Here is a 17,855-nt window from a genome sequence, read left to right as displayed (position 1 = left end):
CGCCATGATGATGACGCCGACGAAATGACGCCGCTCAGCACCTCATTGATGGGGATGAGGGAGGAGGAGACGCGGAAGGACTTGTTGGTCAGCTTGCGCAGGTCGTCGGCGATGCCGGCCACGCGCCGCATCTCATACTCCTCCATGCCATAGGCCTTGACATGGCGGGCGCCCTGGAAGGTCTGGGTCAGGATGCTGGCGAAGGTGCCCAATGCCGCCTGCGTGCGCCCCGCCACCCGGCGCAGCCGGCCGGTCATGCGGCTGAGCATCAGGGTGGTGAAGGGCACCACGGTCAGCGAGATGGTGGCCAGCAGCCAATCCTGCTGGAACATCACCCCCACCAGGAAGACCAGGGTCAGCACGCTCTGGCCGTAGTTGGTCAGCACCTCCGCCGTGCCCTGGCGCACCTGGTTCACGTCGTTCACCAGGCTGGAGACCAGCTGGCCCGACGGCAGGGAGTGCAGATAGCCCAGGTCCGCCTTGATCAGGTGGTTGTAGAGCTGCTTCTGCAAGGCGGCCACCAGGCGCTGTCCCACGTTATTCATGAGAACGGCTGAAAAATACCCCGAAAACCCCCGCACAACGAACGTCGCGAAGACGATGATGGCGAAGGTGCGCAGATAGCCGGGGTTCTTGCCGCTCAACACCTCGTCGATCAGCGGCACCAGCTTCTGCGCCAGCACCGCCGAGCTGCCGGCGTTGATGGCGATGAGGACGCTGGCCAGCAGCACCATGCCGATGTAGGGCCGCAGGTAATTGCCGGCCAGGCGCCTCACCAGCGGCAGGGTGGCGGTGTGCTGGGGCTTCTGCTTAGGCTTCTTGGACAAGGGACCAGCGAACCTCGGACTGCGGCGGGCATGCGCCCGGCACGGGAAAAGACGGCGCCATGCTTAGCACGAAGGCGGCGGTCACCGGTATGCGCGGATGGCCCCTACTCCCGCTCGGTGATGCGCAGCGACAGGTCGGGCAGGCCGTCGATGTGGGCGGTGATGACGTCGCCCGGCACCACCGGGCCCACGTTCTCCGGCGTGCCGGTGTAGATCAGGTCGCCGGGCAGCAGGGCGAAGGCCTGGGACAGGTTGGCGATCTGCTCCGCCAGCTTCCAGGTCATCTGGTCCAGGGTGGAGGACTGCTTGACCTCCCCGTTCACCGCCAGGGTGATGGCGCCGGTGGCCAAATGGCCCACCTGCGACACGGGGTGAAGCGGGCCGATGGGGGCGGACCGGTCGAAGGCCTTGCCGATCTCCCACGGCTTCTTGATGTCGCCCATGGCGCGCTGCAGGTCGCGGCGGGTCATGTCCAGGCCGACGGCGTAGCCGAAGACGTGATCCAGCGCCCGGTCCACCGGGATGTCGCGGCCGCCGGTGCCGATGGCGGCCACCAGCTCCACCTCATAATGATAATTGCTGGTCAGGGTGGGATAGGGGTGGTCGGCCACGGTGCCGGGCGGCACCACCTGCACGGCGTCGGCCGGCTTCTGGAAAAAGAACGGCGGTTCCCGCGTGGGGTCGGAGCCCATTTCGCGGGCGTGCGCCGCGTAGTTGCGCCCAATGCAATAGATGCGGTGCACGGGGAAGACGGCGTCCCCGTCTTGAACACCCAACGGGCCGGCGACGGGCACCGTGGGCTGCGGAACGGGGAACAAAAGCCGGGGCGCGCTGGTCATGGGCCTGGGTTTCCGGGCAGGGTGGAACGGGCGGCCACCATAGCAGACCGCCGCGGCGGCGCCAGCCCGGCCCGGTTTCACCCCAAACCTGTCGCCGTGGCGCCACTATCGCGGGGTAACAGAAGCCGGTACGCTGGTGCCGTTGGCCCCGCCCCCTACATTAGTCGCCAACCACCCTCCAGGAGATCGCCGCCGCCATGCCTGACCGCCATCCGGACCGCCATCATCCCCGCCCCAAGCTTGGCCTGGCCCTGGGCGGGGGCGTCGCGCGCGGCTGGGCGCACATCGGCGTGCTGCAGGGCCTGGCCCAGCACGGCATCGTGCCCGACGTGGTGTCCGGCTGCTCCATCGGCGCGCTGGTGGGCGGCGTCTATCTCGCCAACCACCTGGACACGCTGGAGCACTGGTCGCGCAACCTGACCAAGATGCGCATCCTGGGCCTGCTGGACCTGCGCCTGCGCACCGGCGGCGGCCTCATCGGCGGGGAGAAATTGCTGGCGGAGCTGAACCAGCATATCGGCGACGCCACCTTCGACGACCTGGCCAGCCCCTTCATCACCGTGGCCACGGATCTGGCCACCGGCAAGGAGGTGTGGCTGCGCCGCGGGTCGGTGGTGGAAGCGATGCGCGCCTCCTACGCCATGCCGGGCATCTTCCCGCCCAGCCATGTGGACGGCCGCTGGCTGGTGGACGGCGCCCTGGTCGACCCGGTGCCCGTGGCCGCCTGCCGCGCCATGGGCGCCGCCATGGTGGTGGCGGTCGACCTGAACGCCGACATCATCGGCCGCACCCGGGGCCGCCATGACGCGGAGGCCACCGCCGCCGCCCCGCCGGACGCCGCCCCGGCGACCGAGGACATGGAGGCCCCGGCGGACGGGGGGACGGAGATCGAACCGCACCCCCGCCACAACTTCGAATTCCTGTCCACCTTCCTGCAATCCCGCCGCCGCGCCCGGCCCCAACCGCCCAAGTACGAGGGGCCCAGCATGTTCGGCGTCATGGCCACGTCCCTGGGCATCGCGCTGGACCGCATCACCCGGTCCCGCCTGGCGGGCGAGCCGCCGGACATCCACCTGAAGCCGCGCCTGGGCCATATCGGCCTGCTGGAGTTCGACCGGGCGGAGGAGGCGATCGCCGAGGGCAAGGCCGTGGTGGAGCGCGCCCTGCCCGAACTGCGCGAGGCGCTGCGCGTCTTCGGCATCTCCACCCGCGTCGTGCCTTAAGACGGAAGGCGATCACCTCCGCTCTAATATCCGGCACCTCAACAGCGGCCTATCCCCATCATCCGAAAGGCCGGCCGGATATATATGTCGGCCACGTACCCTCATCCATCAGTACAGCCAAACCGGCACTTTAAGTATTGTTCAGATTTTCTTGCTTGTCCTGAGACGGTGTCGATTCCATGACTATGGCATCGAATTTGTCGCGGAGCCCCCTCCGGTCCACCGGCTTGGCACCCGTCACGATTTGATGCCTGCGCCCGCATACCCGCGGCCGGGCGACGCCGGACCGGGAAATACCCCTCAAGGAGACACCATGTCGATCGGTACCGTTAAGTGGTTCAACAGCACCAAGGGTTACGGCTTCATCCAGCCTGAGGACGGCACCGCCGACGTGTTCGTCCACATCAGCGCCGTGGAGCAGGCGGGCCTGCGCTCGCTGAACGAAGGCCAGAAGGTCAGCTTCGACCTGCAGCACGACCCCCGCAAGGGCAAGTCGGCCGCCGGCAACCTGCGGACGCTGTGACCCCGGGCCCACGGGGCCGGCATCACCAGTGCGGAAAGACGGGCGGCCGGCCTCACCGGGCGCCCGTTTCGCATTTTCGGGCCTGCTTCATTCGTTTCGTCCGCGGCGCGCGCTATTGATCCTGGTCAATGCCAGGGTGGGTCGGAGGCATCATGGTGGGGGCGTGAAAACAGTTACGTGGGGGTTCCATTCCATGCTCGACGCCCTTGCCCATTTCCGCGCCGAAGATGCCATCGCGCTCTGCGTCATCGACGTCGCCAACGCCCTGGTCCGCCACAGCGAGCCCCTGCTGGAAGAAGCCGGTCTGACGGCACCGCAGTGGACCGTTCTGATGAACGTGGCGGGTGACCGCAACTTCAACGACGGCCCCAGCCTGCCGGCCAATGATCCCCACGCCGACGCGTTCGGCGACCTGGGCGTCTCCGGCGGCGTCCCCAACGGCCGCCAGGGCTGCATCTTCTCTTCCGAGATCGCCGCCGCCCGCGGCCTGTCCCGTCCGCACATCAGCGCCACGGTGACGGAGCTGCTGCGCAAGGGCCTGATCCGCCAAGAGGACGACCCCAGCGACCGCCGCCGCAAGCTGCTGTCCGCCACGGCCGAGGGCCTGGCGGTGCTGCGCCGGCTCCAGCCCCTGCGCCAGGCCGTGAACGACCTGCTGCTGGCCGACCTGGACAGCCACCAGCGCCGCACCCTGCTGGAGGCGTTGCGCATCATCCGCGACCGCTCCCGCCGGGCGGACCATGTGCGTCCCGCCTATAGCGACCGCGCCCCGGCCCTGCGCCACGCGTCCTGACAGCGCCGATCCCAAGCACACCCCGCCATCAGAGGGCCGGGGTGTGTTTCGGCGTGCCTGATGTATTCGACGATCATGCCGCCGTGGGACGCCGTTCCGCGATTTCCGCCGCCATCCGGCGGATGACGGTCGCGCGGGGCGTGGCGCCGGCGCGGAATACCCGCATGGACGGGAACCAGGGCCGGGCCCCCGTGCCCAGGCAGGTGACGTCCAGTTCACCCGCCAGGCGCCAGACCGGCACGCCCAGCGCGCCGGCCAGTTCGCCGGTGGCCGTGGGCACCGTGACCACCAGGTCCAGGGCGGATAGCAGGGCCGCCAGCCCCTCCAGATCGTCGCGCTGGTCCAGGTCCGGAAAATGCCGGGGCGCCAGTGGCCCCAGGGCGGCACGCTCCGCCTCCGTATCGCCATATTGCAGCATGATCGCGGTGACCCCCGGCAGTCCCAGCAGGGGCGCCCAATCCGCCAGCGCCGCCTGGCGCCCGGCGCGGCTTTCCACGTCCAAGCCGCTGCGCCAGCACACCCCCACCTTCAAGGTCGCGGGCCCATCGCCGTCCAGCGCCGCCAGCCGGCCCCGCCAGTGGGCCAGCAGGTCCGGCCGCGCCCGCAAATAGCCGCCCGTCGCCCCGAAGTCCGCCAGCCGGCCGCGCAGCAGGCGGGGCAACGACCCGGCCGCCGCCTGGGCCACCGCGTCCCTTTCCGCCGGATCAGCCTCCACCACCATCCGCGCGCCGGGAAAGGCGCGGCCGAACAGGCCCGCCAACCGGGGGTCGCAGCGCACCACCGCCGACCCGGCGGCCGCGATGGCATCGGCGTAGCAGCTGGCGAACATCAGTTCGTCGCCCAGCCCCTGCTCCCGCCAGATCAGCAGGGGGCCATCCAGACGCTGTCCTTGCCAGTCGGGGAGGTCGGGGATGGCGCGGAAGCGCTGCGGTTCCGCCGCCACCCGGGCGTCATAGCCGGCCCAGCCCCGGGCCAGGTCGCCCCGCGCCAGATCCAGGTTGGCGCGGCCGAACCCCAGGCGGGCGTCGTCCGGATGGACGTTCGCCGCGTGGTCCCAGGCCGCCGCCGCCCCGGCGAAATCATCCAGGGCCTGCAAGGCCGCCGCCTGGCTGTACAGCGCTTCCGCCTGCCCAGGCTCGCGGGCCAAGGCTTCACGGCTGGCCGCCAGCGCCGCCCGCGCCTGGCCCCGGGCCAGCAGGAGGGAGGCCAGGTTGACATGGGCGTTGACCAGGTCGGAGTCGAGCGCCAGGGCGGCCCGCGCCGCGGCCTCCCCCTCCGCCAGGCGGTCCAGCACGCGCAGCACCGCCGCCAGGTTGCTGTGGCAGACGGCGTCCCGGGGCGACAGGCGCACGGCCATGCGCAGCACCGGTTCCGCCTGGGGCACGCGGCCCAGTCGGCGCAGCGCCACGCCCCACAGGGTGAAGAGGCCCAGGTCCGCCGCCTCCACCGGCCGCGCGGTGCCGGCGGCCAGCGCGAGCAGGGGTTCCGCCTCCCCCGGGCGGTCGAGGGCCAGCAGCACACGGCCGGCCAGCGCCAGCCAGGGCACGGCGCGAACGCCCGCCGCCAGAACCGGCCGGCACAGGATCCAGGCGGCATCCGCCCGGCCGGCCGACAGCAGCGCCGCCGCCGCGGCCAGGGCGGAATCCCCGTCGGCCATCCCGTCTTCCCGTGGTCGCGTCACACCCATGGGCGGCGCCCTTCCCATTCCATCCGTCATACCCCCTCCTCACGTGCGACGCCGGGCAACCCGTCGGGGCCCGGCGTTGGCGGGGCGCCCGCGCGCGCGATGGGCAAAATCTGCCGGGCGGCCGTTGATATGGCGTTGGCCGAAAGCCCAGGATTTCCGCCATTTTTCCGATTCTTTATGAAGAAGCTAGGAAAAAACTGCCGATCGGCAATGTTTGACTAGTAAAATTATGCCTACTCAAATACTCGAACTCTGCTGATGCCAGATCAAGTAAACGAATGGAAAGCATATATCCCGGTCCGTGACTTCATCGCCCGAAACTTTTTTTGGAAATTTCGAAAAAAAGTGCGCCCGCTTCTGTGAGGGGTGGCGTTGAACCGATCGAAAGCCAATTCCGGCCGGGATCCCCATTCCAGGATCCAAGGGCCGCCGGAGGATGGGGTCGGATCATGACGTCAGTCAGCAGCACCAGTTCCAGCACCAGCAGCACGACGAGCACCACCTCGTCCTCGTCGTCCACCAGCGTCCTGGGCGACTTCAACACCATGCTGACCCTGCTGCTCAAGGAACTGGAGACCCAGGACCCCACCAGCCCGATGGACACCAGCACCTTCACGACCCAGCTGGTGCAGATGTCCAGCCTGGAGGCGCAGCAGGCGTCCAACACCTATCTGGACAGCATCAGCAGCACGCTCAGCAGCTTCACCAGCAGCTATCCGGCCTACAGCTATCTGGGCCAGACCGTCTCCACCGACAGCGACGAAGCGCCGTTGCAGGACGGTTCCGCCATCTGGAGCTACACCCTGCCGTCCGACGCCGACAGCGTCAGCTACACGGTCAGCGATAGCGACGGCAACGTCGTCTACAGCGGCACGGGCACCACCACCGCCGGCACCAACTACATCACCTGGGACGGCACCGAGACCGATGGCGGCACGGCCACCTCCGGCACCTACACCCTGTCCATCACCGCCACCACCGACAGCGCCGCCTCATCGGTCACGGCCTACGGCGTGGGCAAGGTGACCGGCGTCGACACCTCCACCGGCACCGCCCAGCTGATGCTGGGCTCTTACGAGATCAGCATGGATGACGTGACGTCAATCCTCTGATTCTGAACGCGCTTTCTTGAGGTGGCGGCCTCACTGGACCCACCGCCGTTTCTGCTCCCAAGGAACCACGGCCATGAGCATCTTCAGCGCCCTGAACACCGCCACCTCGGCCCTGTACGCCCAGTCCAAGGCGTTCACGTCCATCTCCAGCAACATCTCCAACTCGTCCAGCACCGGCTACAAGGCGACCGACACGTCCTTCACCGCCTTGCTGACCGACAGCCAGTCCAGTTCCGCCGACTACGGCGGCGTCACGGCGAGCACCCTGCAGACCGTGTCCAGCCAGGGCGACATCACCTCGTCCTCGACCACCACCAACCTGGCGTTGGATGGCGACGGCATGTTCGTGGTCAACGACGGCAGCAGCACCCAGGCCTACTACACCCGCGATGGCAGCTTCAGCGAGGATGACGACGGCTACCTGGTGAACACCGAGGGCTACTACCTGGAAGGCTGGGCCACGGACGACGACGGCAACATCCTGGCGACCAACCGCAGCGACACCGCCAGCCTGGAAAAGATCAACCTCGACGACATCACCGGCTCGCCCAACGCGACGACCAAGGTGACAACCTCCATGAACCTGCCTTCGGACGCCGAGGTGGGCGACAGCTACACCACGGACACCGAGGTCTACGACAGCCTGGGCAACAGCAGCACCGTCACCCTGACCTGGACCAAGACGGGTACCAACAGCTGGGAACTGGACGCCAGCAACCCGGTGTCGGCCACCGACGGCTCCACCGTCACCGGCACCAGCAGCGGCACGCCCGTCACCCTGACCTTCAACAGCGACGGCAGCCTGGCCTCGCCCACCACCGACATCTCGCTGGGGATCACGGGCTGGAGCAGTGGCGCCACCGACAGCACCATCACGCTGGACTATGGCGAGAACGGCGGCAGCGGATCGATCACCCAATACGCCAGCGGCTCCACCACCGCCGGCGTGACCGTCACCAGCACCAAACAGGATGGCTACGCCAAGGGCACGCTCAGCAGCGTGGACATCAATACGGATGGCAGCGTCGTCGCCAACTTCGACAACGGCCAGTCCAAGACCGTCTATAAAATCCCGGTGGCCACCTTCGCCAACGAGGACGGTCTGACCGCCGTCTCCGGCCAGACCTACGCCCAGTCCACGGCGTCAGGCTCATACACCCTGAAGGAGGCGGGCAGCGACGGCGCCGGCACCATCGAGTCAAGCTCGCTGGAAAGCTCCAACGTCGACGTCTCGGACGAGCTGAGCCGCATGATTTACGCCCAGCAGGCCTATTCGGCGGCGGCCAAGGTGGTGTCCACGGCGCAGGACATGATGGACACCCTGATGCAGGCCAAGCGGTAAGGGGCCGGGCCATGACGCACTCGACCCCTTCGGAAAATCCTGTGGGCGGCTCCTCCGTCTTCGATCCCACGCGGCTGGACCGCCTGCTGCGCGAGGGCAAGCGCCTGAACGCCGCCGTGCGCTCCGCGCTGACGCCCGGCGTGCGGGTGGGGGGCCATATCCGCCGCGCCGCGCAGCTGGCGCTGATCGACGACCTGACCCGCTACCAGGAGCGGCTGGAACAGGCCCTGGCCGAGCTGCGTCCCCTGATCCACGGGCAGCAGCAGCGGGCCAAGGCCCTGGGCCTCTACTCCCGCGCCCTCAACAACGCCTATCTGCCCTCCTACCGCCGGGGTACGCGATGACCAGCTTCCTGTCCCGCCTGTTCAACGCCCCGGCACCCGCCGCCATCACGGTGGAGTCCCCGGCGCCGGCGCCCGTGGCGGCCGTCGCGGCCCTGCCCCCGCCACCCGTCGGCGGCACGCAATTCCCGCCCGTCATGCTGGAGGCCTTCGCCGCCTTCCAGGCCGCCGCCCGCTTCGGCGAGGCGACCCTGGAACGGCGCCGGGCCATGTACACCGCGCTGAAGCACCTGCGCGAGGCGGAGGCGCTGATGCGCGTGACCCTGTCCCAGGTCCGGGGCACGCAGGCGCGCGCCGCCACCGCCCAGCACTGGGCGCCGCAGCTGAAGGGCCTGATGGAGGAGATGGCGGCCCTGCAGAGCGGCATGGCGGCGGAACTGAAGGGCCGCAAGTCACGCCTGCAGGGCCTGCTGCACGTCACCCGCGAACGCAGCAACGACGTCCAGGGCTATTACCCCGCCCGCGGCCGGCAAATCCGGCTGAACACGGTCCAGGCGCGCCACTGCGTGCAGTTCACCGCCTGAAGGAGAGCACCCCATGTCGCTCCGCACCGCCGGCTCCATCGCCCAATCCGCCCTGACGGCGACGCAGACGGCCATCACCGTCACCAGCGCCAACACGGCCAACGCCAGCACCGACGGCTACACCAAGAAGACGGCCAACCAGTCCGCCGTCACCGTCAACGGCCAGGCGTCGGGGGTGAGCGTCAGCAGCGTGACGCGCGACGTGGACGAATATCTGTTGCGCCAGGTGGTGTCCTCCACCTCGTCCAACAGCCAGGCCAGCGTGCTGAGCAGCTACATGGCCGACGTGGATTCCGCCTATGGCACCGTGTCCGGCAGCGACTCCATCGCCGATGTCATCGACACGGTGACCAGCGACCTGTCCACCCTGGCGTCGGGCGGCGGAACCGACACGGACAAGAGCGCCACGGTGACGGCGCTGGAGGACATGGCCACCACCATCAGCACGGCGTCCAGCACCATCCAGGGCCTGCGCGCCCAGGCCGACAGCGACATCGCCACCGATGTGGACGCGGCCAACACCGCCATCACCACCATCGCGTCGCTGAACAAGCAGATCGTGGCCGCCAAGGCCGCCGGCCAGTCCACCGCCGACCTGGAGGACCAGCGCGACAGCCAGTTGAAGACGCTGTCCAGCTATCTGGGCGTCAGCTATTCGGTGGACAGCACCGGCGCCATGCAGGTCTCCACCTCCTCTGGCCAGGTGCTGGTGGGCAGCACCGCCCACACGCTGAGCTACACCGCCGCCAGCAGCGTCACCGCCGACACGACATACCCCACGGGCTTCAGCGCCATCAGCGTGGACGGCACCGACATCACCAGCACCGTCAAGACCGGCGCCATCGGCGCCCTGGTCACCCTGCGCGACAGCACCCTGGTGGACCAGCAGACCCGGCTGGACAATCTGGCCAGCACGGTCATCAGCACGGTCAACACCATTTCCAACCAGGGGACCAGCTATCCGGCCGCGACCTCGCTGACCGGCACGGCGACGGTCAGCGCCAGCGACAGCCTGTCGGGCACCGGCACCCTGCGCCTGGTGGCGGTGGACGGCAACGACGACACCGCCGCCGTGCTGGACATCGACATGAGCGGCCTGTCCACGGTGCAGGATCTGCTGGACACCATCAACGCCAGCGGCAACTTCACCGCCAGCATCGACAGCGACGGCCACCTGACCATCACCGCCGCCGACAGCAGCGACGGCATCGCCGTGAACGAGATGGACAGCAGCGTCGGCACGGATGGCGAGGGCGCCTCGCTCTATTTCGGCCTGAACGATGTGCTGACCGGCACTGGCGCCAGCGACATCGCCGTCAACAGCGCGATCTCGGCCGACGCCTCGCTGCTGCCCACCGGCACCCTGTCGTCCAGCACCGACCTGGCGGTGGGCGACACGGCCATCACTTCCGGCGACGTCAGCATCATCAGCGATCTGGAAAGCGCCTTCACCGGCACGCAGAGCTTCAGCAGCGCCGGCGGCCTGGCCAAGGCCAGCACCAGCCTGGCGGGCTATGCCTCCACCATCATCAGCAGCGCCGCCAACGCCGCCTCCGCCGCGTCCACCAAGGCTGACACCGCGAGTTCGGCCCTGGACGACGCCACCACGGCGCTCAGCTCCCAATCGGGCGTCAGCCTGGATGAGGAGACGGCCATGGTCTCCACCCTGGAGCAGGCCTACCAGGCGGCGGCCAAGATCATGTCGACGCTGCAGGAGATGTTCACCGCCACCATCGAGATGGTCAATTGAGGGAGGCCCGACGATGAACCGCATTTCCACCGCCGGCGCCCACAACGCCCTCGTCCAGTACATGCTGAAGAACGAGTCCGCCCTGAACGCGGCGCAGGTGCAGGAGGCCACCAGCGCCAAGTCCACCACCTACGGGGGCCTGGCCAGCACCGGCCTGGACGGCAACGTCAAGCTGCTGGTGAACCTGGAGAGCGAGGTCAGCTACTCCAGCACCCTGATCGCCAACGCCGACGCCACCGTCACCAAGATCGACGCCATCGCGTCCGACATCACCAGCATCTCCGACATCGCCACCACCCTGAAGACCGCCATCAGCGAGGCCATGTCCACCGACGAGACCAGCCGCAGCACCTACCAGGAGGAGGCGTCGGGCTGGCTGTCGGACGTGGCGTCCATCCTGAACGACACCTATGGCGGCCAGTACCTGTTCGGCGGCAGCGACACCACCCACGCGCCGGTGTCGGTGGACAGCTCCACCTACGGCGCGCTGACGTCGGATAGCGACGCCGACACCAGCTATTACAGCGGCAACGACACCCTGGCCACGGTGCGGGTCAGCAGCAGCCAGACCATCAGCTACGGCGTCACCGCCGACGACCCATCCATCGAGAAGCTGATGCGGGCGCTGAACATGATCAGCAACACCGACCCCCTGGACGACGACACGCTGACCAGCGCGCTGGATCTGGTCAACGACGCGTCCAGCGGTTTGAGCGATATCGGGCAAACATTATCGGACACGTCCTCCAGAATTCAGACGGCATCCAGCCATCTGACCGATATAAATTCCTTCGCCAGCGACCAGAGCAGCGACATAAAAAGTGTCGATCTGGCCGAAGTCTCAACAACCGTCACGACGTTACAGACATCTTTAGAGGCGACGATGCAGGCCATTGCCGCGTCACAGAAAATGAGCCTCGCGAACTACCTGTAGGCGCCCGAAATTTTTCGCAAATAAGCGAAAAAAGTGCGCCCGCTTCCATCCGACCTGCCGTTGAACCGTGTGAGGGGGAGTACGGCCCGGCCGCAAAAGGCGGCAGCCCCACGAACCTCTCGCCAACCACATGGAGGTCCATGATGCCTGTAGTCACCACCAACACAGCGGCGAACTCCGCCCTGCGCTACCTGAACACCAATTCCGAGGCCGAAGCGTCCTCGGTTTCCAAGATCGCCTCCGGTTCCCGCATCACCAAGGCGTCGGACGACGCCGCCGGCCTGGCGGTCGGCACCAAGATCCAGTCCGACGTCACCATGCTGAACCAGGCGTCGACCAACGCCTCGAACGGCGAGTCCATCCTGCAGGCGGCGGACGGCGGCATGGCCCGCATCAGCGACATCCTGCAGCGCATGGAATCGCTGGCCACCGAATCCGTCTCGGGCACCGTGACGGACACGGAGCGCGGCTACATCGACGCCGAATACCAGCAGCTGACGGACGAAGTGGACAGCATCGCCACGGGCACCCGCTTCAACAGCCAGAGCCTGCTGGACGGCACGGGTTCCTGGTCCTCGGGCGTCACCTTCCTGGTGGGCACGGCGACCACGGACACGATCACCATCAGCCTGACCACGGTGGACAGCAGCGCGCTGGGGCTGACCGGGTCCAGCGTCTCGACCTCCGATGGTGCCACCTCGGCCATCACCACCATCAAGTCGGCGATCAGCGCCCTGTCCACGGCCCGCGCCAAGGTCGGTGCCCAGATCTCCCGCTTCGAATACCAGGGGGAGATGATCTCCACCTCCATCGAAAACCAGGAGGCGGCGCAGTCCGCCATCATGGACGTCGACGTGGCGTCGGAACAGACCAAGCTGTCCAACGAGGACACCCTGGTCCAGGCCGGCATCAACGCCCTGGCCAAGGCCAACCAGCTGCCGTCCGAGCTGCTGAAGCTGCTGCAGTGAGGACTGAACGGGGGCGCCCCTCACCGGGCGTCCCCAGTTTCCCGTGGGGGCTTAGTTTCGCTTAAGGGGCCGGGGGTCAGCCATGGCGGTGTCAACGATATCCAGCAGCACGTCGAGTTCCACGACGACCACATCGTCGTCATCATCATCCACGTCTTCCGTCACCGGGCTGGACTATTCCGCCCTGGTGGCCGCCGCCGTGGCGGCCAAGGAGACGCGGGCCGACAGCATCGACAGCGAGGTTTCGGCCAACGAAACCAAAATCTCGGCTTACGAGGAATTCCAGACACTGCTGAACACCCTGGCGACGGCGGCGGAAGCCCTGTCCAATCCGGTCGACAGCTCCAGCACCAACCTGTTCTCTGAACGGACCGCCTATCTCTCGGGCGGCAGTTCCAGCGTCTCGGCCGACGACATGCTGGGCGTGTCGGTGGACGACGGCACCGCGACCGGCACCCACACCATCGTCATCAAGCAGCTGGCCACGGCGGAAAAGCTGGGTAGCACCACCCAGACCAGCCAGACCGGCGCCCTGAACCTGTCCGGCAGCTTCTCGCTGGGCCTGGCGGACGGGTCGACGGCCACCGTCAGCGTCAGCAGCACCGACAGCCTGAAGGACATCGCCGCCGCCATCAACAAGCAGAGCGACAGCACCAACATCTCCGCCAGCATCATCCAGGTCTCGGACAGCGCCTACGAGCTGGTGCTGACGGCCACGGACACCGGCAAGGCCATCGAGTTCAGCAATGACAGCAGCGGCATCCTGACCTCGCTGGGCGTCACCAACTCAGACGGCAGCTACGCCGACGAGCTGACGGCGGCGCAGGGATCGGAGATCGAGGTCGACGGCATCGACATCCAGCGCAGCAGCAACGTTATCAGCGACGTGCTGTCAGGCGTGACGCTGGACCTTTATTCAAGCGATTACGACAGCTCCACCGACACCGGCTCCACCATCACCATGGAGCTGACGGCCAACCTCAGCGCCATCAAGAGCGGCATCTCCACCTTCGTCACGGCCTACAACGCCGTGCGCAACTTCATCTCCACCCAGCAGGCCACGGGCACCGACGGCGGCCCGGCCAGCTCCGCCGTGCTGTTCGCAGACAGCCAGGTGCGCTCCATCTCCACGGCGCTGCAAAGCGCCCTGAACCTGACCGACGGCACCTATTCCATCGCCTCGCTGGGCATTTCCTTCAACAGCGACAACACGCTGGCCATCGACAGCACGACGCTGGACAGCGCGCTGTCCGACAACCTCGATGATCTGGAGACGCTGCTGGGCTTCAACTACTCCTCCAGCTCCACCGAGCTGACCATGCTGCGCTCCCCCGACAGCACGGACAGCCTGTCCTTCGACCTGGACATCACCATGAACGACGACGGCACCATCGCCTCCGCCGGCGTCAACGGCGACACGTCGCTGTTCACCATCAGCGGCACCCGCATCATCGGCAACGATGGCACGGCATATGCAGGAATGTCCCTGGTCTATCTGGGATCCCAGAGCATGACCGTCAGCGTCAGCACCAGCAGCGGACTGGCCGACCTGATCCACAACACCTCCGACACCGCGGGCGACACCGACGACGGCACCCTGCAGAACCTGATCGACACCCTGACGGATTACGACACCGACCTGACCAGCAAGGCGGACGACATCCGCAGCCGGGCCGAGGCCTACGGCACCCAGTTGGCGACCTATTACGCCAAGCTGGAGGCGCAGGCGCAGACGGCGGCCAATCTGTTGAAGACCTTGAAGGCGTATTCCGACTCCAGCAGCAGCAGCGACTGACGCCGGCCCGTTCCGCCGGCACCAGCCGGGGGAAATCCAGCACCCTTCCCTTCCCCAATTTCCGAGAGTGACAGACGGCCATGAACCATTCCGCGTTCCAGCGCGCCTCCAGCGCCTACGGATCGGCCAAGCAGACCCTGCCGCCCCACAAGGTGGTGGAGGCCCTGCAGGACCGGGCGGTGCAGCTGTGCATGTCGGCCGAGCGTCATGCCCGCGACGGGCAGTTCGACCGCTTCCACGCCGACATCGTCCACGCGATCAAGATCTATACCGGCCTGCAGGTGGTGATGACCAACATCGTCGGCGGCCCCAGCGGCAAGGCGCTGAGCCAGCTGTACGCCGCCTTCATCCTGGCGCTGGGCCGGGCGGCCGGCGGGCGCGACGTCCCGGGCCGGGTGCGACGCATCCAGGAACGGCTGTCGCTGCACCGCCGGTTGTGGGCAAAGCCACCGAAAGCGGGGTGATTCCAATGGGGCCACGCCATTTTCAGGAACAGCCGGCGGCGTGTGCCCCGTTTAACCTATGCCGTCCGGCGTCCGCAGGGGACATGCCAGCGGGGGACGGGGGTGCGCCGGGACAGGACTTGAAGAGGATTTGGGGACGTCTTCAGCGGCGGGACGGATCAATGAGGTCCGGGATGGCGACAGGCCACCCCGGGAAACCCGGGGCCGGCGGCAGGCCGTTCCCGGGGTCAAGAAGAAGAGATGGCGGTGATGATGACAAGCTCTCCTGCTTCGCGCGGCGGACCGGCCGGCGCGATCCTGGACCCGGGTGTCGCGGGCGGCGTGGTGGCGATGACCCCCGTGCTTGACGGCGGCACCCTGGCCGACGCCACGGACGAAACGCTGATGGCCCTGTTGAAGACGGGGAACGTCGACGCCTACCGCCTGCTGATCCGCCGCTATTTCCGCCGCCTCTACGCCGTGGCCCGCCGCATCCTGCCCAACGACAGCGATGCCGAGGATGTGGTGCAGGACGCCTTCCTGCAGGTGTGGAACCATCGGGAAACGTGGCAGCCGGTCAGCGCCAAGTTCACCACCTGGATCCATCGCATCGTCATCAACCGCTGTATCGACTATCGCCGCCGGCCAGCGGAAAACAGCCTGGAGCTGACAGAAGACATCCTGGACGATAGTCAAAGCTTTGACGAAATCGTTCTGGAAAAAGAGTTGGCGACAGTTTTGCACACAGCACGGCAACGACTTCCAGCTAGTCAGCAGGTGGCGCTATCTCTATATTACGATCAATCGATGTCCGCGGCCGAAGTGGCGGCGGCGATGAACACGACCGTCGTGGCGGCGGAGGCTTTGCTGAAACGCGCGCGCCAGCGCCTTCGGGTCGCCTTCCGCAAGACCGCCATACGGCCCCGGGATGCTTTTGATGACGCCTGAGGAACTGGACGACCTGCTGTGCCAATTCGGGGGCCAGCTTCGCGCCTGGCCGGTCGAGCACCAGCGGGGCGTCGCGGCCCTGTTATTGTCCTCATCCGGGGCGCGGGCGCGCGTGCGGGAAATGCGCCGCCTGGAAAGCCTGATCGCGGAAGACGCGCCGGAACTGGAACCGCCGCCGGGCATGATGGAACGGGTGGAGCGCACCCTGGTCGCGGCGGCGCTGAAGGACTGGCAGCCGTCCACGGGTGCCGCACCCGGGGCGGGCGCCCAGGGCGCGGGGGCGTCCGTTTTTTTTGGCCCGCGCGCGGCGCCATCCGCCCAGCCGCCTTCGTCCGCCGCCGCCAACAGCGACACGGAGCAGGCCCCGTCCGCCCGAGAGCGGCGGCAGGTCCCCGACCCCCATCGCGACTGATCCCTGGACACCCCGGGGCCCCGGTCCGCCCGGCCCTCTCGCCACTGGCCGGTCGGTGGAACGTCCCCGCGCGCCCAGGACGCCGCGACGGCATCCGGACGGATATGGAACCCCGTTTGGGAGGAAGAGGAGGAGCCCGCGCCTTTGCGCCAGACCTTGAACCGGTGGCCGCTTTGGACGCCACACTCCCCTTGCACGCGCGTCCGCGCCGATCCTGTCGGCCTTCCTGAATTTTTTTTAATTCCCTGACATTTTTTTAATGAGCGCGCCGCGACGGTGAGTCGCGGGGCCGGGACGCGCGCCAGACACCCGGGACTCCGCCATGATTGTCCCGTTGACGCCGGGGCGACCCGCCGGGCACCTTCCCGCCAGCGCTTTATCCAAAATCCAAAGAACGGGGCTTCGCATCATGTCCGACCGCACCTTCGCGCCCACCCATCGACGCGCCCGGCGCCTGCTGGCGGGCCTGGCCCTGGGCATCCTGGCGACGACCGCGCGCGCCCAGGCCGACACGGTGCTGGTGACGGCCGACCATCTGGTCGACGTGCTGGCGGGCAAGGTGGTGGACCGTCCCGCCGTGCTGATCGTCGACGGCCGCATCACGGCGGTTGGGGCGCAAGGGACGGTGACGGCGCCGGCCGACGCCCGCACCGTGGCCCTGCCGGGCCTGACCCTGCTGCCCGGCCTGATCGACATGCACACCCACCTGACCAGCCAGCCCACCTGGAACGGCTATGAGTCGCTGGGCGTCACCACCGCCGACAAGGCCATCGCCGGGGTGGCCAACGCCAAGCTGACGCTGATGGCGGGCTTCACCGCCGTGCGCAACGTGGGCGCCGACGCCTTCACCGACGTGGCCCTGCGCAACGCCATCGACAGCGGCCTGGTGCCGGGGCCGCGCATGAAGGTCTCCGGCCCGCTGCTGGGCGCCACCGGCGGCCATTGCGATGAAAACCTGCTGCCGGCCGACTATGGCCGCGTGGGCGAAGGCGTGGCCGACAGCCCCTGGGGCATGGTGCAGAAGGTGCGCTGGGTGAAGAAGTTCGGCGCCGACCTGGTGAAGGTCTGCGCCACCGGTGGCGTGCTGTCCAAGGGCGACAGCCCCGGCGCCCAGCAGCTGACACAGGAGGAACTGGACGCCATCGCCAAGGAGGCCCACGCCCTGGGCATGAAAGTGGCCGCCCACGCCCATGGCACCGACGGCATCAAGGCGTCCATCCGCGCCGGCATAGACACCATCGAACATGCCAGCCTGATCGACGACGAAGGCATCGAGATGGCCAAGAAGCGCGGCACCTGGCTGGGCATGGACATCTACGACGACGACTACATCCTGGCGGAGGGCGCCAAAGCCGGCATGCTGCCGGAAAGCCTGGAGAAGGAACGCAAGATCG

Annotated in this window: 18 protein-coding genes; 15 read left to right on the top strand and 3 right to left on the bottom strand. The window is 67.7% G+C overall.

Annotated elements, in window-relative coordinates; genetic code table 11:
• Together I55_RS22735 and I55_RS22730 are read right to left on the bottom strand one after the other, a co-directional pair.
• A partial coding sequence (locus I55_RS22735) for an ABC transporter transmembrane domain-containing protein (protein WP_252181273.1) occupies positions 1–827 on the bottom strand: 827 nt, incomplete at its 3' end.
• Positions 828–931: 104 nt separating this feature from the next.
• Positions 932–1,666 (bottom strand): fumarylacetoacetate hydrolase family protein, encoded by a 735-nt coding sequence (locus I55_RS22730; RefSeq protein WP_044562874.1) that lies wholly within the window; start codon positions 1,664–1,666, stop codon positions 932–934.
• Positions 1,667–1,863: 197 nt separating this feature from the next.
• Here I55_RS22730 and I55_RS22725 point away from each other — a divergent pair, with 197 nt between their 5' ends.
• The 3 genes from I55_RS22725 to I55_RS39130 all read left to right on the top strand — a co-directional run bounded on the left by I55_RS22725 (position 1,864) and on the right by I55_RS39130 (position 4,205).
• Entirely contained in the window at positions 1,864–2,889 is a 1,026-nt protein-coding gene (locus I55_RS22725) for a patatin-like phospholipase family protein (RefSeq protein ID WP_044562873.1), read from the top strand.
• A gap of 313 nt (positions 2,890–3,202) precedes the next feature.
• The gene (locus I55_RS22720) at positions 3,203–3,412 is read left to right on the top strand and encodes a cold-shock protein (protein WP_040849967.1); all 210 of its coding nucleotides are present in this window, start codon (positions 3,203–3,205) and stop codon (positions 3,410–3,412) included.
• Between the two features lie 193 nt (positions 3,413–3,605).
• Complete coding sequence (locus I55_RS39130) at positions 3,606–4,205, top strand: MarR family winged helix-turn-helix transcriptional regulator (protein WP_049974404.1); 600 nt, start codon at positions 3,606–3,608, stop codon at positions 4,203–4,205.
• A 73-nt stretch (positions 4,206–4,278) separates the two neighbouring features.
• Here the strand turns inward: I55_RS39130 and I55_RS22710 are convergent, their stop codons facing one another.
• The gene (locus I55_RS22710; RefSeq protein WP_049974403.1) at positions 4,279–5,862 is read right to left on the bottom strand and encodes a hypothetical protein; all 1,584 of its coding nucleotides are present in this window, start codon (positions 5,860–5,862) and stop codon (positions 4,279–4,281) included.
• A gap of 479 nt (positions 5,863–6,341) precedes the next feature.
• On the opposite strand from I55_RS22710, the gene I55_RS22705 reads away from it, so the two are divergent.
• The 12 genes from I55_RS22705 to I55_RS22650 all read left to right on the top strand — a co-directional run.
• Entirely contained in the window at positions 6,342–7,004 is a 663-nt protein-coding gene (locus I55_RS22705; RefSeq protein ID WP_044562872.1) for a flagellar hook assembly protein FlgD, read from the top strand.
• Positions 7,005–7,077: 73 nt separating this feature from the next.
• Entirely contained in the window at positions 7,078–8,346 is a 1,269-nt protein-coding gene (gene flgE / locus I55_RS22700; RefSeq protein ID WP_044562871.1) for a flagellar hook protein FlgE, read from the top strand.
• An 11-nt stretch (positions 8,347–8,357) separates the two neighbouring features.
• Positions 8,358–8,690: a hypothetical protein gene (locus tag I55_RS22695; RefSeq protein ID WP_148293911.1), complete on the top strand. Its 333-nt coding sequence runs from the start codon at positions 8,358–8,360 to the stop codon at positions 8,688–8,690.
• Positions 8,687–9,211: a hypothetical protein gene (locus tag I55_RS22690; RefSeq protein ID WP_044562869.1), complete on the top strand. Its 525-nt coding sequence runs from the start codon at positions 8,687–8,689 to the stop codon at positions 9,209–9,211. The genes I55_RS22695 and I55_RS22690 overlap by 4 nt, the downstream gene beginning before the upstream one ends.
• Before the next feature lie 13 nt (positions 9,212–9,224).
• Entirely contained in the window at positions 9,225–10,961 is a 1,737-nt protein-coding gene (gene flgK / locus I55_RS22685) for a flagellar hook-associated protein FlgK (RefSeq protein WP_044562868.1), read from the top strand.
• A 13-nt stretch (positions 10,962–10,974) separates the two neighbouring features.
• Positions 10,975–11,895 carry a flagellin gene (locus tag I55_RS22680; protein WP_044562867.1) on the top strand — a complete coding sequence of 307 codons (921 nt, stop codon included), beginning with the start codon at positions 10,975–10,977 and terminating at the stop codon, positions 11,893–11,895.
• Between the two features lie 140 nt (positions 11,896–12,035).
• Positions 12,036–12,863 carry a flagellin gene (locus I55_RS22675; protein WP_085940086.1) on the top strand — a complete coding sequence of 276 codons (828 nt, stop codon included), beginning with the start codon at positions 12,036–12,038 and terminating at the stop codon, positions 12,861–12,863.
• An 82-nt stretch (positions 12,864–12,945) separates the two neighbouring features.
• The gene (gene fliD / locus I55_RS22670; protein ID WP_083901344.1) at positions 12,946–14,658 is read left to right on the top strand and encodes a flagellar filament capping protein FliD; all 1,713 of its coding nucleotides are present in this window, start codon (positions 12,946–12,948) and stop codon (positions 14,656–14,658) included.
• 80 nt (positions 14,659–14,738) lie between these two features.
• Positions 14,739–15,122: a flagellar export chaperone FliS gene (gene fliS, locus I55_RS22665; protein ID WP_044562866.1), complete on the top strand. Its 384-nt coding sequence runs from the start codon at positions 14,739–14,741 to the stop codon at positions 15,120–15,122.
• A 240-nt stretch (positions 15,123–15,362) separates the two neighbouring features.
• Positions 15,363–16,049 (top strand): sigma-70 family RNA polymerase sigma factor, encoded by a 687-nt coding sequence (locus I55_RS22660; RefSeq protein WP_049974401.1) that lies wholly within the window; start codon positions 15,363–15,365, stop codon positions 16,047–16,049.
• Positions 16,039–16,461 carry a hypothetical protein gene (locus I55_RS35465; protein WP_044562865.1) on the top strand — a complete coding sequence of 141 codons (423 nt, stop codon included), beginning with the start codon at positions 16,039–16,041 and terminating at the stop codon, positions 16,459–16,461. The genes I55_RS22660 and I55_RS35465 overlap by 11 nt, the downstream gene beginning before the upstream one ends.
• 409 nt (positions 16,462–16,870) lie before the next feature.
• Positions 16,871–17,855 (top strand): amidohydrolase family protein (locus I55_RS22650; RefSeq protein WP_044562864.1); only part of this gene is annotated, 985 nt, incomplete at its 3' end.

Source organism: Azospirillum sp. B4 (genome assembly GCF_000333275.1).
GTDB lineage: Bacteria > Pseudomonadota > Alphaproteobacteria > Azospirillales > Azospirillaceae > Nitrospirillum.
Note: the sequence above shows the minus strand (reverse complement) of the source record. Positions and strands in the feature narration are given on the sequence as shown.